Origin of the sequence: Amycolatopsis sp. NPDC026612 (assembly GCF_040638285.1) — a bacterium.
In the GTDB taxonomy this organism is placed as follows: domain Bacteria; phylum Actinomycetota; class Actinomycetes; order Mycobacteriales; family Pseudonocardiaceae; genus Amycolatopsis.
On record NZ_JBEZYB010000126.1, the window covers coordinates 1 to 17,315 of the forward strand.

The 17,315-nt window shown below is 66.6% G+C and carries 20 protein-coding genes; 14 read left to right on the plus strand and 6 right to left on the minus strand.

Going from position 1 to position 17,315, the window contains the following annotated elements; translation table 11 throughout:
• Nucleotides 1-203 precede the first annotated feature (203 nt).
• The 3 genes from AB0F15_RS42935 to AB0F15_RS42945 form a co-directional block, all read right to left on the minus strand.
• On the minus strand, nucleotides 204-1,076 hold the full coding sequence (locus AB0F15_RS42935; protein WP_360283317.1) for a hypothetical protein: 873 nt from the start codon (nucleotides 1,074-1,076) through the stop codon (nucleotides 204-206).
• Between the two features lie 1,094 nt (nucleotides 1,077-2,170).
• A complete protein-coding gene (locus AB0F15_RS42940) occupies nucleotides 2,171-3,385 on the minus strand; it encodes a helix-turn-helix domain-containing protein (protein ID WP_360283319.1) in 1,215 nt (404 codons plus the stop codon).
• A 32-nt stretch (nucleotides 3,386-3,417) separates the two neighbouring features.
• Nucleotides 3,418-3,906 (minus strand): NUDIX hydrolase, encoded by a 489-nt coding sequence (locus tag AB0F15_RS42945; RefSeq protein ID WP_360283321.1) that lies wholly within the window; start codon nucleotides 3,904-3,906, stop codon nucleotides 3,418-3,420.
• A gap of 133 nt (nucleotides 3,907-4,039) precedes the next feature.
• On the opposite strand from AB0F15_RS42945, the gene AB0F15_RS42950 reads away from it, so the two are divergent.
• The 5 genes from AB0F15_RS42950 to AB0F15_RS42970 all read left to right on the plus strand — a co-directional run bounded on the left by AB0F15_RS42950 (nucleotide 4,040) and on the right by AB0F15_RS42970 (nucleotide 6,611).
• Entirely contained in the window at nucleotides 4,040-4,252 is a 213-nt protein-coding gene (locus tag AB0F15_RS42950) for a hypothetical protein (RefSeq protein WP_360283323.1), read from the plus strand.
• Nucleotides 4,249-4,545, plus strand: coding sequence for a hypothetical protein (locus AB0F15_RS42955; RefSeq protein WP_360283325.1), 297 nt, complete (start codon nucleotides 4,249-4,251; stop codon nucleotides 4,543-4,545). Before AB0F15_RS42950 ends, AB0F15_RS42955 begins: the two co-directional genes overlap by 4 nt.
• A complete protein-coding gene (locus tag AB0F15_RS42960) occupies nucleotides 4,532-4,798 on the plus strand; it encodes a hypothetical protein (RefSeq protein ID WP_360283327.1) in 267 nt (88 codons plus the stop codon). The genes AB0F15_RS42955 and AB0F15_RS42960 overlap by 14 nt, the downstream gene beginning before the upstream one ends.
• Nucleotides 4,795-5,583, plus strand: a complete 789-nt coding sequence (locus AB0F15_RS42965; protein WP_360283329.1) for a Scr1 family TA system antitoxin-like transcriptional regulator — start codon at nucleotides 4,795-4,797, stop codon at nucleotides 5,581-5,583. The genes AB0F15_RS42960 and AB0F15_RS42965 overlap by 4 nt, the downstream gene beginning before the upstream one ends.
• 131 nt (nucleotides 5,584-5,714) lie before the next feature.
• Nucleotides 5,715-6,611, plus strand: a complete 897-nt coding sequence (locus AB0F15_RS42970) for an aminoglycoside phosphotransferase family protein (protein WP_360283331.1) — start codon at nucleotides 5,715-5,717, stop codon at nucleotides 6,609-6,611.
• Here AB0F15_RS42970 and AB0F15_RS42975 read toward each other — a convergent pair.
• On the minus strand, nucleotides 6,570-7,985 hold the full coding sequence (locus AB0F15_RS42975) for a hypothetical protein (protein ID WP_360283333.1): 1,416 nt from the start codon (nucleotides 7,983-7,985) through the stop codon (nucleotides 6,570-6,572). The two genes, AB0F15_RS42970 and AB0F15_RS42975, sit on opposite strands and share 42 nt — an antisense overlap.
• A gap of 185 nt (nucleotides 7,986-8,170) precedes the next feature.
• On the opposite strand from AB0F15_RS42975, the gene AB0F15_RS42980 reads away from it, so the two are divergent.
• Nucleotides 8,171-8,371 carry a hypothetical protein gene (locus AB0F15_RS42980; protein WP_360283335.1) on the plus strand — a complete coding sequence of 67 codons (201 nt, stop codon included), beginning with the start codon at nucleotides 8,171-8,173 and terminating at the stop codon, nucleotides 8,369-8,371.
• Here AB0F15_RS42980 and AB0F15_RS42985 read toward each other — a convergent pair.
• The gene (locus tag AB0F15_RS42985) at nucleotides 8,368-8,721 is read right to left on the minus strand and encodes a winged helix-turn-helix domain-containing protein (RefSeq protein WP_103351026.1); all 354 of its coding nucleotides are present in this window, start codon (nucleotides 8,719-8,721) and stop codon (nucleotides 8,368-8,370) included. The genes AB0F15_RS42980 and AB0F15_RS42985 overlap by 4 nt on opposite strands.
• A 143-nt stretch (nucleotides 8,722-8,864) precedes the next feature.
• On the opposite strand from AB0F15_RS42985, the gene AB0F15_RS42990 reads away from it, so the two are divergent.
• From AB0F15_RS42990 to AB0F15_RS43025, 8 genes are all read left to right on the plus strand, one after another.
• Nucleotides 8,865-9,098, plus strand: coding sequence for a hypothetical protein (locus tag AB0F15_RS42990; RefSeq protein ID WP_360283337.1), 234 nt, complete (start codon nucleotides 8,865-8,867; stop codon nucleotides 9,096-9,098).
• A gap of 91 nt (nucleotides 9,099-9,189) precedes the next feature.
• Nucleotides 9,190-9,978 carry an ABC transporter permease gene (locus AB0F15_RS42995; RefSeq protein ID WP_360283339.1) on the plus strand — a complete coding sequence of 263 codons (789 nt, stop codon included), beginning with the start codon at nucleotides 9,190-9,192 and terminating at the stop codon, nucleotides 9,976-9,978.
• Nucleotides 9,978-12,149 carry a cell division protein FtsK gene (locus AB0F15_RS43000; RefSeq protein ID WP_360283341.1) on the plus strand — a complete coding sequence of 724 codons (2,172 nt, stop codon included), beginning with the start codon at nucleotides 9,978-9,980 and terminating at the stop codon, nucleotides 12,147-12,149. The genes AB0F15_RS42995 and AB0F15_RS43000 overlap by 1 nt, the downstream gene beginning before the upstream one ends.
• Nucleotides 12,150-12,313: 164 nt before the next feature.
• Entirely contained in the window at nucleotides 12,314-12,571 is a 258-nt protein-coding gene (locus tag AB0F15_RS43005) for a hypothetical protein (protein ID WP_360283343.1), read from the plus strand.
• A gap of 27 nt (nucleotides 12,572-12,598) precedes the next feature.
• A complete protein-coding gene (locus AB0F15_RS43010) occupies nucleotides 12,599-13,129 on the plus strand; it encodes a hypothetical protein (protein ID WP_360283345.1) in 531 nt (176 codons plus the stop codon).
• Nucleotides 13,129-14,685: a DUF3631 domain-containing protein gene (locus tag AB0F15_RS43015; protein ID WP_360283347.1), complete on the plus strand. Its 1,557-nt coding sequence runs from the start codon at nucleotides 13,129-13,131 to the stop codon at nucleotides 14,683-14,685. Before AB0F15_RS43010 ends, AB0F15_RS43015 begins: the two co-directional genes overlap by 1 nt.
• Nucleotides 14,682-14,912, plus strand: a complete 231-nt coding sequence (locus tag AB0F15_RS43020) for a helix-turn-helix domain-containing protein (protein WP_360283349.1) — start codon at nucleotides 14,682-14,684, stop codon at nucleotides 14,910-14,912. Before AB0F15_RS43015 ends, AB0F15_RS43020 begins: the two co-directional genes overlap by 4 nt.
• Nucleotides 14,896-16,050, plus strand: coding sequence for a site-specific integrase (locus tag AB0F15_RS43025; protein WP_360283351.1), 1,155 nt, complete (start codon nucleotides 14,896-14,898; stop codon nucleotides 16,048-16,050). Before AB0F15_RS43020 ends, AB0F15_RS43025 begins: the two co-directional genes overlap by 17 nt.
• Before the next feature lie 233 nt (nucleotides 16,051-16,283).
• Here AB0F15_RS43025 and AB0F15_RS43030 read toward each other — a convergent pair whose 3' ends face one another.
• Nucleotides 16,284-17,114 carry a hypothetical protein gene (locus AB0F15_RS43030; protein ID WP_360283353.1) on the minus strand — a complete coding sequence of 277 codons (831 nt, stop codon included), beginning with the start codon at nucleotides 17,112-17,114 and terminating at the stop codon, nucleotides 16,284-16,286.
• Nucleotides 17,115-17,315: the final 201 nt, after the last annotated feature.

The window sequence follows — 17,315 nt, forward strand, 5'->3', positions numbered from 1 at the left end:
GACCTGCGTGGGCCTACCAGGACTTGAACCTGGGACCTCTTCGTTATCAGGCCAAGATGACCTGTTTAGGATCATGGGGACACGCCTTTGACCTCGGGTTCGAGCGTCCGTCAGCGTCCGCGGAGGTGCCCGGCGGTGCGGGACGGTTGTCAGGCGGTTCGTCAGGCTGATGCGTCCGCCATCAAGGCACATGCTTGATGACCTTAGGCAGATCCAGCAACCCGACGCAGCATTCCTTTAGCCAGCCACGCTACAAGCGTGGAGCTAAGCAACACGGCCGCCTGCGCTTCTTCTAGAGACACATCTTCATAGTCAGCTCGCCCATGACGATCAGTATGACTGTGCCAAAGCAGCTGCATCATCGATGTGACCTTCTCAACCGATGAGGTCCCCTTCGAATCCGCCATCACAAATTCCCACTTATGCGACGAATCTCGGAGCACGCCGATATTTTTCCCCAGCGTAGAACTACCATCCTTGGGCGAAATCAGAGGACATGCCAGCACTTCGACCGCACGAACTGCATCATAGTACGCATGACTAGGACTTGCATCGACACCGAACGCAAAATTCCATGACGAACGTAGCAGTTCACTAGCTTTATCCGCAGCAGAAAGCGTAGCTTCTACTACGTCGAACACACCCCCTGGAAGAGCCTCTACTAGGCGATACCGGTCCTGCACAAGTTTTACGGTCCAACTTGACCCCGAGTCACGTAAAATTTTCTCTAGATCTTGCACGCGTGATGGAGCACTATAACCAGGCCTAGATGCAGGTATTCTCGAAAGCTCGAAATCCACGAGCCATGTTCGATGAGTCTCATTCAGGTTGCGAAATACCTTAAAGGCATTCTCAACCGAGACCAGATTTACTGCGCGAAGACCGAGATCAACACGCGCCGCTTGCTGAAATTCCAGCATGAAAGACCAGTAAATAAACTTACGCTCGTCCGTTTCTTTGACTAGCCAACGGTGGATTGATTCATTCGCATACGCGGGCAAGCCCTTACGCAGGGCAAGAAAAACTTCCAGGTCAGCCGGCCCCGTACCCGGAGGCGTCCATACGAACTCGTCCACAGGCATATTCTCGCAGATGTTGGACAGGCAGCCAAACGAGATAGAGAAGTCTGTCGACCATAGCCGAGGTCGACGAGCGTCACCGCAGGAAGCTACCGACGTCCAACCTCGGACACCCCTTGTGGTAGATGGCCCGCCTTGTCAGATGTACATAGAGATGAACGGCGAACGATTGCCACCCTGGGGACAAACCTGGGGACAAGGCTGGCGCCTGTGGATGACGTTGACTGCATCCACAGTCGCCGTGGTCGCAATAGCGGCCTGACCTGCGGGTTTATACTTTCTCGCGATCGCCGGTTTGATCCACATGATGATCCACCAGAGCGAAACCGCAGGTAGAGACTGGTTATAGCACCGCTTTTGAGGCGCCCGTCCCCCTGTCCCTGCCGCACCGGACCGGTTCTCGCAGCTATGGTTTCTTCGAGGCCTCTGAGGGACCCGGAACGCGACCCGTCCCGGGCCATCACCAGTCGGACCCGACTGGATGCCCAAACGGAACTCTCTATGGAGAGGAACCATGGCAGGTCGACGAGACTGCTTATGCAGTCGCCTTCGCCGCAAGGCAAGGAGTGCGGTGGCAGCTACCACCGCACTCCTCATCGCCTTGGCGGCGCTGGTGCACGAGATTGCCGATCTCGTGCACTGATCGGTTTCTGCGGAAACCCTGGGCGGGAGTCGGGCGCAAGCGTCTGACTCCCGCCCAGCCCTCGAAGTATTGCACACATAAAAACACATCTCGTACTTGTACGGCACAGACTCTGACCTGCGAAAATGCCAAGAAAGGCAGATCAACAGTACGTGTGCACTGCCCCAAAGGCGTACACCTCGGTGTGCCTCTGCCGCCAAAATGCCGCACTGTCGCTCTTCAGACCACTCCGCCATCGAGAGCGCCGGACACACCGGCAGTACGCCATCCGGTCGACTTGCCTGATGCTGTCGACCGCTCGCACGTCTTGCCCGACATAACCGTGATCTACGAGCGCCGACCTGGCGAGTTCGAGGAAGCCCGGGTACTCACGGCGACCACGCTTCGCGACCGGCCTTCTGGGTGGCGCTCGCAGAACCGCCGAGGTAACCCGGCGCAGGTTGCCGGTCTACTCGATCACGCCGTAGTGGGTGGCGAGCGCGGCGAACTCCGCACCTCGGCGTCGAGTCGCTCGCTCGACAAGACGCCGCATCGTGGTCTTGCCGAGCGGTTGGTAACGCACCCAGTCCGGCGCCAGGTCGCGTGCCTCAGCGAGCCAGGCCAGCGCGTCTCGGTCGTGGCGGAGGTCGGCAGCAGCAGCAGCGAGGAGCAGCCGGTGACCGGCCTCCCAGAACGCCGGAACGTCACCTGCCGTGTCCGGCACGGCGGCAGCCAGGCGGAGCGCCTGTTCGGGGTCGCCGGCACGCGCCGCAAGCTCGACGTTCTGGAGCGCAGCGACGCGGGGGCCGAAGATCGCAGCTTCCGAAGCCGTGTCGCCTCGGGAACGGATCGCAGCAGCGTGAGCGGCGGCAAGGAGGTCTTCGGCGCGACTGGCGCTACCGGTTCGAAGGGCGGCGGTTGCGGCGTTGAACAGCAGGTTGCCGAACACGCCAGCGCGCATCGGGTTGCGGTCGAGCATCCGCGGCTCGATCGCGGCGGCCGCCTGCGTGGCGACACGCTCAGCGTCTTCTGCCCGGCCCTGGCGGACGAGCGTCCACGCGAGGTAGCGAAGCGAGATCGCGGTCTCTACCTCGGGAGCGTCCGACTCGGCAGCAGCCTCGATCGCACGAGCCGCTGAGGTGTACGCCAAGTCGTCGAAGCCGAGTCGGCCCGCGATGCCGGCGCCAAGCCGGTACGCGGTCGACAGGACCCGATGTGCGCCGGCGCGTTCCTCGTCGCGGGTGTCTCGGACGCCGCGGCGAGCGTCGGTCAGGACGACGGGCAGCGCGTGTAGCAGCTCGGTGTGTCGCCCGTCGACGTACGCGCGCCAGGCTGTGTGCGCGCTGGCCGTGAGTTCCGGGAGCGGCAGGAGCTCGCGGGTGTCGGCCAGGTCCTCAAGGCCGGGGATGGACGCGTCCGCGGTGATCGCCCGGCGGAGCGGGGCGACGTCGACGTCAAGGGAATGGGGTGCCGGCATCGTGCCGAGCAGAGCATCGACCGGCACGCCGAGGGCGGCTGCCAGCTTCCGAAGGGTGGCGGGGCGGCTGGTCGTCCGAGTGCCCTGCTCGATGCGGGCCACGGTGTCGACGCCGACTGAGGCGGCCTCGGCGAGCCCTTCCTGAGAGAAGTCGCGGGCCTTACGGATGCGTGTCAGGTTCTCGGCGAGCGGGTTGTGAGCAGTCATCCGTCCTCCGATGTGTGCGCGCAGTGACCACCTTATCGCGCTATGCGCCTACCGTTCTCGCATATCAGCAGCTCACCGGCGTGCGCCGCGTCGAGTGCGGCCGCGATCCGGCGCGCAAGAACCGGCTTCAAGCGTGATGCCACCGTGTCGAGCGGCAGCAATGCCACCGACAAGATTTCGGGGTCCGTAATCGTCAGGGCTTTGATCTCGGCCGCGGTGACTAGGCCACCGTCGAAGACGAACGCCATGCCCTCCGGCATCCGCGAGTCGTCCGGGACGTAGTCGATCACCAGCAGGTTTCCGAGCGGTCGGTCAATGCCGACTTCCTCGGAGGTCTCGCGGGCCGCGGTACGCCAGGGCGGTTCTCCCTCTTCACAGGCGCCACCGGGGATGTCCCAATGCGACTTGTACGACGGCTCGACGAACAGCACGCGGTCGGCCTCGTCACGGAACAGGACGCCGGCGGACATCCGCTTGCGGTTGAGCGAGCGCACGTAGTCGTCGAACGGGAGCAAGTCCACGAGGCGAGGCTACCGGCGGCGAGCGAAGCCCCGCTGATCTATGCCTTTCACGCCTAGTTCATGGCCTTTGACCAGCCGAAATCATGGTTACTGGCTGTGTTTTGCGTGCGCAGTTTCGATCAAAGTTGATCAGGTGACGGCACAAGACGGGGGATCGACCGGGCGCGGTGACCGGCCGACGTTCTGGTGCGGTGCGTCGCTGTTCAACTCAGGTGGTCAGCGGCTCAACGAGATCGATCTCGACACCTACCAGCATCCGCAGAAGCACGCAGATATGACCGATGCCGACTGGGAGCAGGCTGCCACCGCCGTCCGGGCGTTCGACGTCGAGCGGGGGCTTCGATGACCGCGTTGGACGACTGGCCGATGACCGACGTCGATTCGCGCCAGGGCTTCTGGGAGTGGCACGAGTTCACCGGGGGCGACGGGTGGGCTCACCTCTACCTGCACTCGGAGATGACCAACCCGCGGCTGTTCATGCTGCTGCCCTGGTGCCTGACCGACGTCCGGTTCCCGCTGGAGCACGACCGGCCCAGCATCAGCCGCCGGCGGGTGATCCCGAGGCCGGGCCGGGTGTGCCCGGTCTGCGCGGCCCAGAACGAGCGTCGGCGGATCGGGGTGCCGCGTGCACGCTCGTGATCGCGAGTTGCTCGCCGCGCTGTCGAAGGTCAATTCCAAGATCGGAAGCGTGACGGTCGAGCTGCTGACCCTCCAGCCGGACGACGCAGCCTACGCCGCTGGCCTCCACACCCTCGGCCGCCAACTGATCCACATCGGCGTAGCCCTCACCGGCCGCGCCGGTGAACTCGACGGCACCGAACTCGATCCAATTTCCCTGCTCAACGCACCCGACACAGAGAACCACGACCGAACGGAGCAGTCTGAACCGTGACCGAAGCTGCACTCCGACCAGCCGTCATCGCCCTGGCCGGCGGCCTGCGCGAAGCCCGCAACGAGCGCGGCATCGGCCTCCGCCGGCTCGCTCGGATGGTCGACCTGCACCACGCTGTGCTGTCGAGCTTCGAACTCGGCCAACGTGCGCCACAGGACACAATCGTGGCCCACATCCTCGGTGTCCTGCGAGCGCCGCAAGACGTGCGCGAACACCTCATCGACATGGCCCGCCGTTCCCACGACCGCGACTTGATCGACCGCACCGGACGCGCCGAGAACTACCTGCACACCGCCTTCGAACAGCGATCCACCCGCGTGACCGAGTGGTCGCCCACGCTCATACCCGAGACGCTGCAGACCGCCGAGTACGCCCGCGCGTTGCGCGAGACCGGCTTGCTCGCCCCCGAGGCCGCCAACGCAGGTTGCCTTCTCCGAACCGCACGTCAGCTCGCCCTGTCCAACCAGCCGGGCCCGCTACACACCTTCCTGATCGGCGAGGCCGCCACACGCCCCGACACCTGCACCCCCGACGTCCTCCGCGACCAGTTCGACCAACTGCGGACTTGGACGAGAAAGCCGCGGATCGCCGTGCGCCTCGTCCCCGCCGCCGACTGCCCGCCCGGCCTGGTCGAACCGTTCACCCTCTACGAACACCGCGCCGGCGCCCTCGCCGTCGCACTGCGCCACCACCACGGCGCCGTGTACTCCACCCACCAAGCCGCCCTGACGACCTACAAGACGACCGCCCAAGCACTACAACGCCACGCCACAGAGAACACGTGACCCTAAGCCCCCGGTCGGTGCGTCCTGCCTCCCTCCAGGCGGCGCGCCGGCCGGGCCTCACGCCCCAGTTCGCCGAGCGCACGTTCCTGCCGAAGCTCTAGCCTGGCCGAGGCACCCGATAGAGGAGTCTGATGACATCGACGAAGGCTTTCACGACGGAGCGGACACAAGCTGTCTTCGAGGCAGCGTGTGCCTTCGCCGGGCTGGACGCGACCGACGCGCAGCGAGTTCGGTTCGGGGAGAACGCCATCTACCGCCTGGCCGACGGCTCCGCCGTGGTCCGCGTCGGCCGCTCCATCCCCGCCGCTACGAAGGAAGTACTCGTCGCCGGGTGGCTTGCCGAGCACCAGTTCCCCGCAGCGACCGTGCTCGACGGCAACGAACAGCCCTTCGTCGAGGACGGGCTGCCCGTCACGTTCTGGAACTGCCTCGAAGAGGACGACACACCGATCACCCCGGCGGAGTTCGGGATGCTGCTGCACGACCTGCACGCGCTCCCCCACCCGACGGACTTCCGCTTGCCGGCCTTCTCCCCGATGCCGAAGGTCGAGCCGCGCCTTCAAGCCCTGAAGGGCAAGCTCCCCGAAGCTGACCTGGACTTCCTACGCGACCGGTACGAGGAACTCTCCGAGAAGTTCCAAGATCTTGAGTTCCCGCTGCCCGCCGGCCCGGTGCACGGCGACGCGCACCCCGGGAACGTCATGCGCTCCCCCGACGGGACGCTCAACCTGATCGACTTCGAGGACTTCGCCTACGGACCGCGCGAGTGGGACGCGGCCGTACTTTCCGTCCGCCACCAGGCGTTCGGTTGGGCTTCCGAGGCCGAGTATGACTCGTACACGGCGGCCTACGGGTTCGATCCGATCGACTGGCCGGGCTTCCCCGTGCTCAGAGCAACACGTGAGCTGAACATGACCATGTGGCTCTCACAGACCGTCGACGAGTCCGCCGAGGTCAAGGCAGAAGTGCAGAAGAGGATCGCCGACCTACGCGACGATCAGGCGCCCCGTCACTGGAAGGTTTTCTGACGGTAGGTGAATGTCGGCGAAGTCGAGGAACTCCTTCACCAACGGGTCGCCGGCATGTCCGCCCAGTCGCCCGCGGAAGTCGTCGAGATACGAGATCACCCGGAACGACTTCAGCTTCGCCGCCGTCTCGACGACGGACCTGGCCACGTCCAACGCCTCTTCGAGGTTCCCGCCTTGCAGGTGCGACGTGGCCAGCACGGTCCGGCAGAACGAGAGGCTCCGGACGTAAGTCGACTCCGAAGCAGCGATGGACGCGGCGGCGTGGTGGTTCGCCAACTCGGCGTTCCCGATGTCGCGAAAGCAGTGCGCGAACTCGGCGTGTAGCTCAGCTTCGTCGAAGTAGTGGATCCACTCGGGGTCGTTCTCTCGGATGCCCTGGCAGTGCCACCGTTCAGCCGTGACCAAGGCGGCCGTGACGTCCTCTTTCCTGCCGAGCGACGCTAGCGCCCTCGCTTCCATCGCGTGGAAGAGCGCCATCGTTGTCGGGGTGGCGTAGCCGTTGGCTCCCTTGTACGCCGCGCGTGCCAAGTCGACGGCCCGTTGGTAGTGCCCAAGGAAGTTCGCCTGGTGCGACATGCCCGCGAGGATTCGGCCACACAGTGCCTTGTCGCCGGCCGCCTTCGCCAGGCGGAACGCCTGCGTCAGGTACCGCTGCGCGAGGCCGTGCGCGCCCGTGTCGTAGGCCGTCCAGCCGGCGAGCCGCGTCAGGGCAGCGACCTCCCGGAAGTACTCCCGCCCGACCGAGTCGTGCGGGGAAACGTGCCGGATGTTCGGCAAGATCTCCTGGTCGAGGAACGAGGCGACGAGCGACTTCGGCCGGCCGCCGCCGTACTTGTAGTCGAAGCTGCTGAACATCGCGGTTGCCTCGCGAACCGCCTCGACGTCCACGAGGGTGATCGAGCGTGGCTCGGATGGCGGCCGCGATCCTTCGTCGTCGGAGTCAGTCAGCCACCGGACAAGCAGGCCGCTCCAGGCCTCCGGCACGACGGACAGCGGACCGACCCGCTTCGGCGTCCGCAACTCGAGTTCGGTGATCGCGCCCAGCGCGACCAGGCTGTGAGCGATCTCCTCGGGGTACTCCAAGCCGACGTCGTCCGAGGTGGTCGCGGCCCCGCCGCCAAAGCCGATCTCCTCCAGGCCGACAGGCCGGCCGAGCAGCTCGCCGAGGACACCGGCGATCAGCTGACAAGTGCGGGGATGCGGCTTCGTGCCGTCGAGCCAGCGCTTGACCGACACATGGTCCGCGCTGACCAGCTCGCCGCCGTCTCTCTGGCTGCGTTCGCGCACACGACGGGCGAAGCCCTTGTTCGTCGCCCCCGCCTGTCGCATAACCGCAGCTAGAAGTGCGTTCGGCTGCTTCCCCTTGTCGACCACCGGTACCTCCGAGGGTCATTAAAGCACCCCCCGTGCACCCCCCACGTGCAAAAACGCACCCCCGCGTGCACACTGCTGCACCCCCGCCTCCGCGCGGTTTCCTGAGTTCATCAGCGACAACGCCGAATCGAAAACCTCGATTCGGATCGGCCTCCAGGCCCGTCGCAGAACGAAAGGAGACCGTGATGGCGAAGAACAACTTCCCGGTTATGAAGAGCGGGGGCGGCCTGGTCGGAAAGGCGATCGGCCTGGTCGTCGGGCTCGCGATCGTCGTGCTGATCGTCAAGTACCCGGCCGACTCGGCGAGCTGGGCAAGCGGAGCCGCGCACGGTGTCGGCGTCGTGATCGACGGCGTCGTGCAGTTCCTCCGCGCCCTGTTCGGCTAGCGCTCCCCCAGCTTCCGCTCGATCTCGCCGAGACGCTTTCTGATCTCGGCGATGGCCTGCCAGACCCGCTCGTCTCCCGAGGCCTCGGAGCGAACCGCGGAGTCACCCTCGGCCGGCTGGGTTCGGACGAACGAGCCCTTGCCGTGCCGGATCACCACCAGGCCCTCTTCCCTGAGGTGGGCGACGGCGCTCTTGGCCGTGTTCACCGCCACCCCCCAGGAATCGGCCAGTTCCTGGTAGGTCGGCAGCTGCGCCCCGGGGGCGTACTCCCCCGACAGGATCGCGGCCCGGAGACCGCCGGCTACTTGCAAGAACGGCGCACGCGGGTCGTCCGGGTTCAGGGATGCCATACCACCAGCGTAGGCCAAGTCAGTTGGCTAAGTCAGTTCTCCCATGTCAGTTGACAGAGTTAATAGACAGGACTTACGTTGGGTCTCGGCCGCCACCGGCCGCTCCCGAGCGGGAGACCTACGAATCGTTGGAGTTCACACCGATGGATGACCTCATCCCTTTGCCCAGCTACGCCCCGGACGGACTGACCGAGTCGGACATCGACGCGATGATCGCCGAGTACTTCGTGACGGCGCTCGACCAGGAACCGGCGAACACCGGCCCGGTACTGACCACGGACCGCGCCGCCGCGCACCGACACGTCCGGCGCATCAGCCGCCAGAACGTCAACTCGGCTCTCCGGGGCCGGTCGGATAGCCCCGGAGCGGCTGCTTGAAGCCGCCCCGGCCCGGCGCACGGAACCGCCAAGAACCACCCGCCGGACCGGGCTTCTCCCAACCACTTCCAAGCCAGTCAGGAGAACACCCATGGTAGGGCTCGACACGCCCACGAACACCCGAAGCGCGTACCCGCCTTCGGTCACCGACTTGCTGCCCCGTGTCCGTGAGTTCGCCGCGGACCTGGGCGAGCGCCCCTCCCGGAACCGGATCATGACCGAGTTCAAGGTGGGTGCGCCGAAGGCCCGCGCCATCCTCGCCGCGCTGAACGAGGAGGCCGACACCAAGCCCGTGCGGAAGCTGCACGCGGTGACGGAACCCGCCGAGGTCGAGGAACCGGATCGGGAGTCCGAGGTTCTCGAAGGACCGACCGCGGACGAATCGGAGCCGCAGGTCAGCGCCTCCGCAGACCCGGGCGCAAGGCCGGGAAAGGCGCGGCGGATCAAGCTGTGGCCGGTGCTCCTGCTGGCTCTGCCTGCGTTCGTCGCCGTTTGGAGCGGCTGGGTCGGTCTCGGCAGGCTGACCGGGTTCGGCCCAATCCAGCTTCTGCCGGGGATTTGGGACCACCTCACGATCAACTCGGCGATCACCCTCCCGATCGGGGTCGAGACCTACGCGGCGTTCGCTCTGCGGGTCTGGCTGTCCCCGGCGACTCCGACCGATCGAGCCCGCAGCTTCGCCAAGTGGTCCGCCCTGGGCTCGCTCCTGCTCGGCATGGTCGGTCAAGTCGCCTACCACCTCATGACCGCTGCGAACGTCGAACGGGCGCCCTGGGGCGTCACCACGCTGGTGTCCTGCCTGCCCGTCGCCGTACTCGGCTGCGGCGCCGCTCTTGCGCACCTGGTGCGCGAGACCACCGACCAGGAGGTGAGCGACTGATGAGCACCACCAACGAGCCTGACGGCGGCCGCGTGATCGCGTTCCCCAACACGGCTTCCGCTGAAGCCGACCCGTTCGTCATCGACGCCGAGCCCGGCGACGAGGCCACGGAGCAGTCGCCGGCCGTACCGGTGGACCGCCCGGTCTCGGACGGCTCGTCGTGGCTGAACCGCCTCCGCTTGCAGAACCGCCAGGCGATCATCCCCAGCTACCTCAGGTCCACGGCCGATGCGAAGGACGCCGCGAAGTGGGTGGGAAAGCACTACGCGCACAAGGCCGGCTACCACGCGGCCCGGTCACCGCTCTACGCGTTCCGGCTCGCGATGCGCTCCCCTCGTGGCCTTCTCCTCCTGCTGGCGGCAACTGGCCGGTACGTGACCGACGCCGAGGGGCGTCCGGCCCGTTCGGAGACGGCAACGGCGGACAAGGCCGACCTGTACCTGAAGCTGTCGCAGCAGCGTGACCGGCGAGTCGTCCTCCGCCTGATTCAGCTCGGTCTCGTGTCGACGGTCGGCCTGGTCCTGGTGTTCACGCTGCCGAACGTCCTGCCGGAGTGGGTGATCTGGGCTTGCGGCGCCGTCGCGTTGGCCGTGTTGGGAAAGCTCGGGTCCACACGGGACAACCCGGTGGTGTCGTCTCGCGCCGTTCTGTCGACGCAGGTGCAGAAGCTGACGAGTGACAACGTCGTTCAGGCGCTGTCGGTGCTCGGCATCGCGGGCATCAACCAGGCCCTCACCAAGAACCCGAACGCGATCGGGTTCACGGCGCCGATCACCCGGGACGGCCCCGGCTGGCGCGCCGACGTCGACCTTCCGCCGGGCGTCACGGTGTCCGAAGTGGTCGAGCGGCGGGCGAAGCTCGCGTCCGGCCTCGGCCGTCCCCTCGGCTGCGTTTGGCCGGAGGGCCACGCCGAGGTCCACCCCGGACGGATGGTCCTCTGGGTTGGTGATCAGGACCTGTCCAAGTCGCGACAGGCCGCCTGGCCGCTGCGGAAGCCCGGCACCGTCGACCTGTTCAAGCCTCAGCCGTTCGGCACCGACCAGCGCGGCCGGTGGGTGGACATCACCCTGATGTTCATCTCGATGGTCATCGGCGCGATCCCGCGGATGGGCAAGACATTCACGCTGCGAGAGCTGCTGCTGATCGCCGCTCTGGACCCGAGGGCCGAGCTGCACTCATTCGACCTCAAGGGAACCGGTGACCTCTCGCCGCTGGCGCCGGTCTCCCACCGGTACCGCGCCGGCGACGAACCGGAGGACATCGCTTACGCCGTCGCTGACCTGCGGGCGCTCGCCGACGAGCTGCGGCGGCGAGCGAAGGTGATCCGAGAGCTGCCGAAGGACCTGTGCCCGGAGAACAAGGTCACGCCGGAGCTGGCCGGCAAGAAGTCCCTCGGCCTGCACCCGATCGTCATCGGCGTCGACGAGTGTCAGAAGTGGTTCGAGCACCCGGAGTACGGCGCGGAGATCGAGGAGGTTTGTACCGACCTCGTGAAGCGCGGCCCGGCGCTGGGCATCGTGATCATCCTGGCGACGCAGCGGCCGGACGCGAAGAGCATCCCGACCGCGATCAGCGACAACGCGGTGATGCGGTTCTGTCTCAAGGTCACCGGCCAGCAGGCCAACGACATGGTTCTCGGGACCTCGTCGTATCGGAACGGCATCCGGGCCACCACGCTGTCCTTTCGGGACAAGGGCATCGGATACCTAGCGGGCGAAGGCGACGAGCCGCGAATCACCCGCGGCGTGTACATCGACGGCCCGGACGCCGAGAAGATCGCGGCCCGCGCACGAACAGCACGCCTGGCGGCCGGACGGCTGACCGGCTACGCCGCCGGCCTCGACCTCACGCCCGAGGACGACGAGGACACGAGCACCTTGCTCGCCGACGTGCTGACCGCGATCGGCGACGCCGAAAAGGCGTGGTCGGAACGCATCGTGGACCGGCTCGCCGAGCTGCGGCCGGCGGTCTACGGCCCGTGGGCCGAACTGCCGACCGGCTCGGCGAAGGCAACCCAGCTCTCCACCGCGCTGAAGCCGCTCGGGATCACCACCAAGCAGGTGTGGGGTAACGACGTCGACACCGGCAAGGGCGCCAACCGGATGGGCGTCAAGCGCGAATGGATCGCCGACGCACTGACCGAGCGTGATCGGAAGCGCAGGAGCGGCTAGCTCCCGCAGGGCTCTAGGTCTAGAGCCTCTTCCTCTAGACCTAGAGCCCTCCCTAGACCGTCACAACACCGCTGATCAGCGCCCTAGCACCTAGAGGCGCGGGCCGAGTGCGGCCAAAAACAGCCCCGGAGGCTCCGTTGAACCCCCTCAGCAACCCAACCGTCTTGATTCTCATCCTGCTCACGATCGTCACTCTTGGTTACTCGTGGTCGTGCGCGGTCTACCCGTACAAGCCGTGCCGCTCCTGCCGGGGCTTCGGCAATTTCCGCTCGCCACTGCTCCGCGCGATCCGGCTCTGCCGCCGGTGCAACGGCACCGGCCGCACGCTCCGCGCCGGCCGCCGCGCCTACAACTCCTGCCTCCGCGCTCGCCGGTCGTACCGCGATCTCCGCGACCGCGACCGCCGCGACAACAGCCGCTGACTCGCAGGTCAATCGAAAGGCCAACCCATGAAGACCACATTGCTCGACCCCGAGCGTCAGTTCCTGGGCTGCGTAATGCAGGTCCGGCTGACCGGGGCCCGTCGACTGCTCGCCGGCATGCGCGCCGACGACTTCGGCTCGCCAATCGCCGCCCACGTCCTCCAGCTGGTCATCGAACTGACCGGCGCCGGTCACGCACCGACCCCGATGGCCGTGCTGGACCACGCCCGGGAGAGGACGGCGACCGAGCCGCGGTCCGGCGGCGCGCAGCGCCTGCACAGCCTCGGCCTCTGGATCGTCGAGACCTACACCGACGGTCCGATCCTGCCGCCGCCGTACTACGGCGCCTGGCTGAAAGCCGTCGTGCTCAAGAACGCCTACCGCCGCGCCGTCCGCGAACACGCGGCCCGCCTGGTCCAGGCCGTCGAAGACCACTCGCCGACCGACGTCCTCCGCCACCAGCTCGACGACACCGAGCGGCTCGACGACCTGTGGCGGCGCTACCGCGAAGCCGGAGGCGACGACGAACCAACCGCACGCCTGGAGGTGGCCGCCTGATGTCCGGATTCGACGACACCTTGTCCGTGATCGACTTCGTGATCTCCGACGAGCCGGCACCGAACTGCCAGCAGTGCGGCCGCCCGCGCGGTGACTCGCCGTCCGGCGACTTCTGCTCGGAGAACTGCCAGCGCGTGTGGCGTGGCCACCACATCGCGGCCACATCGGCGGAGGACGGCGGCGCCCAGCCGAGCGAGCTGCCGGAGGCCGCGCCGGTCACGCCGCTTACCTGGCTCGGGCCCGCTCCGGCCGGAGCCTTCGCGAAGCCGGGTCACGAGGTCCTCGACGCGGTCGTGACGTTTGTGTCGCGCTTCTCGGCGTTCGCCAACGAGCATGCCGCGCCGACGCTGGCGCTCTGGTACGCCCACACCCACGTGGCCGAGCGGCTCTATGTCACGCCGAGGTTGATCCTCGACTCGGCGGAGCCGGGGAGCGGCAAGACGCGCGTGCTGGAGGTCGCGCAGTACCTCGTTGCCAAGCCGGAGATGACCATCAGCATCACTCCGGCCGCGATCTTCCGCATGCTCGCCGACGGGCCAATGACGCTGCTGTTCGACGAGATCGACGCAGTCTTCAACCCGAAGACGGGCGGCAACAACGAGGACCTCCGCGCGCTGCTCAACGCCGGGTACAAGCGGTCGGCGACGGTAACGCGGTGCGTCGGCGACGCCAAGAGCATGAACGTAACTCGGTTCCCGGTCTACGCACCGGTCGCGCTCGCCGGGATCGCCGGCGGCATGCCGGACACGATCACCACGCGGGCAATCACCGTGCACATGCGCAAGCGCCGGTTCGACGAGGTGGTCGAGGAGTTCATCGAAGAGGACGTCGAGCGGGAGTCGGCGTCGGTGCGCGCCGAGCTGGCGGAGTGGGTCGGCCGCGTCGGCGACGAAGTGAGCCGCGCACGGCCGGAACGCCCGGACGGCGTCCGGGACCGGGCGGCCGAGATCTGGCGCCCGCTGCTGGCGATCGCGGACGCGGCCGGCGGGCACTGGCCGGAGACCGCGCGGCGAGCCTGCCATCACTTCGTGCTCGAAGCCACCGCACAACCAGCCTCGATCGGCGTGCGGCTGCTGGCGGACGTTCGACAGATCTTCGCCGCGGAGCGCACCGACCGCATGGTCACCGCCGAGCTGATCCGCGAACTGCACGCCATCGAGGACGGCCCGTGGACCGACGTCCAGGGCAAACCCCTCGACAGCCGCCGCCTGGCAAAGGAACTCGACCGGTACCTGGTTCGACCGAAGGACCTCAAGGTCAGCGGCAAGACGCTCAAGGGCTACCGCATCGACGGCGACGGCGGACTCGCCGACGCCTGGAGCCGCTACCTCCCACCGCTCGAAACGGCCGCGACCTCCGCAACCCACGCGACCCCACAGGTCAACGCCGCATCGAGCGTCGCAGAGGCGGCGAACTCGTCCGCGACCTCCGCAACCGGGGTCGCGGACGGTCGCGGCACCCAACAGTCACTCACACCAGCGCTGACCAGCCCGGTCGCGGAGGTCGCGGACGTCGCGCCCACCAAGCCGGACCACGACACCGAGGGGGATCGATGAACGCCGTGCCCATGCCGGTCGCCGTGCCAGAACGGCACCTCTACCGGATCACCGAAGCTATGCGCCTGCTCTCGATGAGCCGCTCGGTCATCTACGAACAGCTCCGCTCCGGGCGCCTGCGGTCGGTCAAACAGGGACGGGCCCGGCTCGTCCCGGCGGTCGCCATCCAGGAATACGTCGAGCTGCTGATGAGGGAAGCGGAGGTCAGCTATGACGAAACGGCGTAGCCGCGGAGACGGCGGCCTCCGCTGGTCAGAGAGCCGTCAGCGTTGGATCGCAGAGATCACGGTCGGCTACACGCCGGCCGGAAAGCGGCAGGTCCGCACCGCGAACGGCAGGACGAAGACCGAGGCAAAGGACAGGCTCAAGGAGATGCTCCGCGAGCACGACGACGGCTTGCCCCCGGAAGACCGGACGTTCACGGTGACTCAGGCAGTGCGCGACTTTCTCGCGCACGGCCTGCCCCGCCGGTCGGCCTCGACCGTGGAGAAGCTGACGATCCTCGCCGACAAGCACATCGTTCCGCTCCTCGGACGGCGCAACGCGCGTGAGCTGACCGCGGACGAGGTCGATACGTGGCTCGCCGGACGGGCGAAGGTCGTCTCGACGCGGACGTTGCAAGAGCTGCTTTCGCTACTCCGGCGGTCGCTGGCGAGGGCGCAGAAGCGGGAGAAGATCAAGCGCAACGTCGCGCTCCTGTGTGAGGTTCCGGAGGGGCGGGCGGGTCGGCCGTCGAAGTCGCTGACGTTCGAGCAGGCCGAGGCCGTTCTTGCGGCTGCCGAGTTCACCTCGATGCGCGCCTACATCGTGGTGTCGCTGCTGACCGGGGCGCGGACGGAGGAGATGCGGGCGCTCACCTGGTCGCACACCAACTTGGAGGGCAGGCCCGACCTGACGCCGCCGGTCCCGCCGCACGTCATGGTGTGGCGGTCGGTGCGAGAAGGCGGCGACACGAAGACTGCGAAGTCGCGGCGTTCGCTGGCGCTGCCGCAACGGTGCGTGGATGCTTTGCGCGCGCACCAGGGCAAGCAGGCGTTCGCACGCAAGCTGGCTGGGGGGAACTGGGAGGAGAACGGCTTGGTGTTCGCATCGGCGGTCGGCCGCGAGTTGGACGCGGCCAACGTCCGCCGGGCGTTCCGGCGAGTGCTCAAGAAAGCCAGCCTGAACCCAGCGGACTGGACCCCACGGGAGCTACGCCACAGCTTCGTGTCACTGCTCTCCGACAGCGGAATGGAGCTGGAGAAGATCTCGCGGCTGGTGGGCCACAATGGGACGACGGTGACGGAGAAGGTCTACCGCCATCAGCTACGGCCGGTGATCCAGCACGGTGCTGAAGCGATGGATCGCATCTTCGCCGACAGGTGAGATAGGTGGCCAGGCCACGAGGGTCAACCAAGCGGCATGACGTACATCACAGTGGATGGCGAGTTGCCGCAGCGTTTACTCGGAAGGCTTCTGCGCAATGGCCTGCTACAGTGGGAACCGGAGCAGGAAGTCCTGGGTTCGAGCCCCAGCACGGCAACGCCGGAGTAGCTTAACTTGGTAAAGCCCCTCTTTTCCTGCTGAAAAGGGCCAGCCCAACGGGCTGGCCCTTTTTGCTATGTCATTGGGACGCCGCGAGCGGCCGCCGCCACTTCGAGCTCTGCATCACTCACGCTGGTCACTGCGTAGGAGAAGCGCCGAAGTCCCAGGATCGCCCGGCGTCGCTGGCGGGAGTCCAGCTTCTTCGTGGTCTGCTGCAGGTGGTCATCGACGATTACCTCGGCCCACTTAGCCGACGGGATCGCCTTGATCAACATCCGGTTGGCCTCCCGAGCGAGGGCTTTCGTCGTCGCCAAGGTCAACACGAGTTCGCCGAGCATGAAGGTGACTCGGTCGCCGCCGCGAATGCCGACCGGTGATCTGCCAGCGTGCTTCTTCCACTCGCTGTCGCCTGCTGGAGTCAAGTCGCGGATCACGGCGACAAGCCGGTGATCTGCCGTTCCGCTACGGTGGATGACTGCGTTCCGCATCTCACGTAAAACGTGAAAACGGCTCAACAGGTCGGCGTCCAACGCGCTACCCGCGTGGGTCGCTAGCTCAGCGTGCATCTTGAACGCCTTGACGGCTTGCACTCCCAGAAGGTCAAGACAGTCCAGGATGAAGCCTTCGTGGATCGCAAGTGCTTGAGGCACTGCCATCGCACCCAGATGTTGTTCGGCCCCCCGCAGGATGGATTGCGCGGCTTCGGGCCTCAGGTCGAGCCTCTTGATGTGCGAGATACCCGGAAAGATCTCCGACAACAGCTTGGAAGAACCGCGGCTCAGTTCGAGAAACTGCGCGGAGACCTGTGCTCCCACGAGGAGCGCCATCATGGCGTTGTTGGCTTCCTGTCGGGCTTCTTCGTGATGTCGGAAAGCCGGGAAGTGAACATGCGGGTCGCGGGGCACCGATCGATCGTAGTGACATCAGCCTCAACCTGAGTTGAGGTCGCCGGCATCGTGTCCAGCCTGGTACGCCGAGCCGCCTCGGGACCTCAGTCAGGCAGCTAGTCAGGCAGGCAGCAAAAAGCCCGACTCACCAGTGAGGTGAACCGGGCTTGACCTGCGTGGGCCTACCAGGACTTGAACCTGGGACCTCTTCGTTATCAG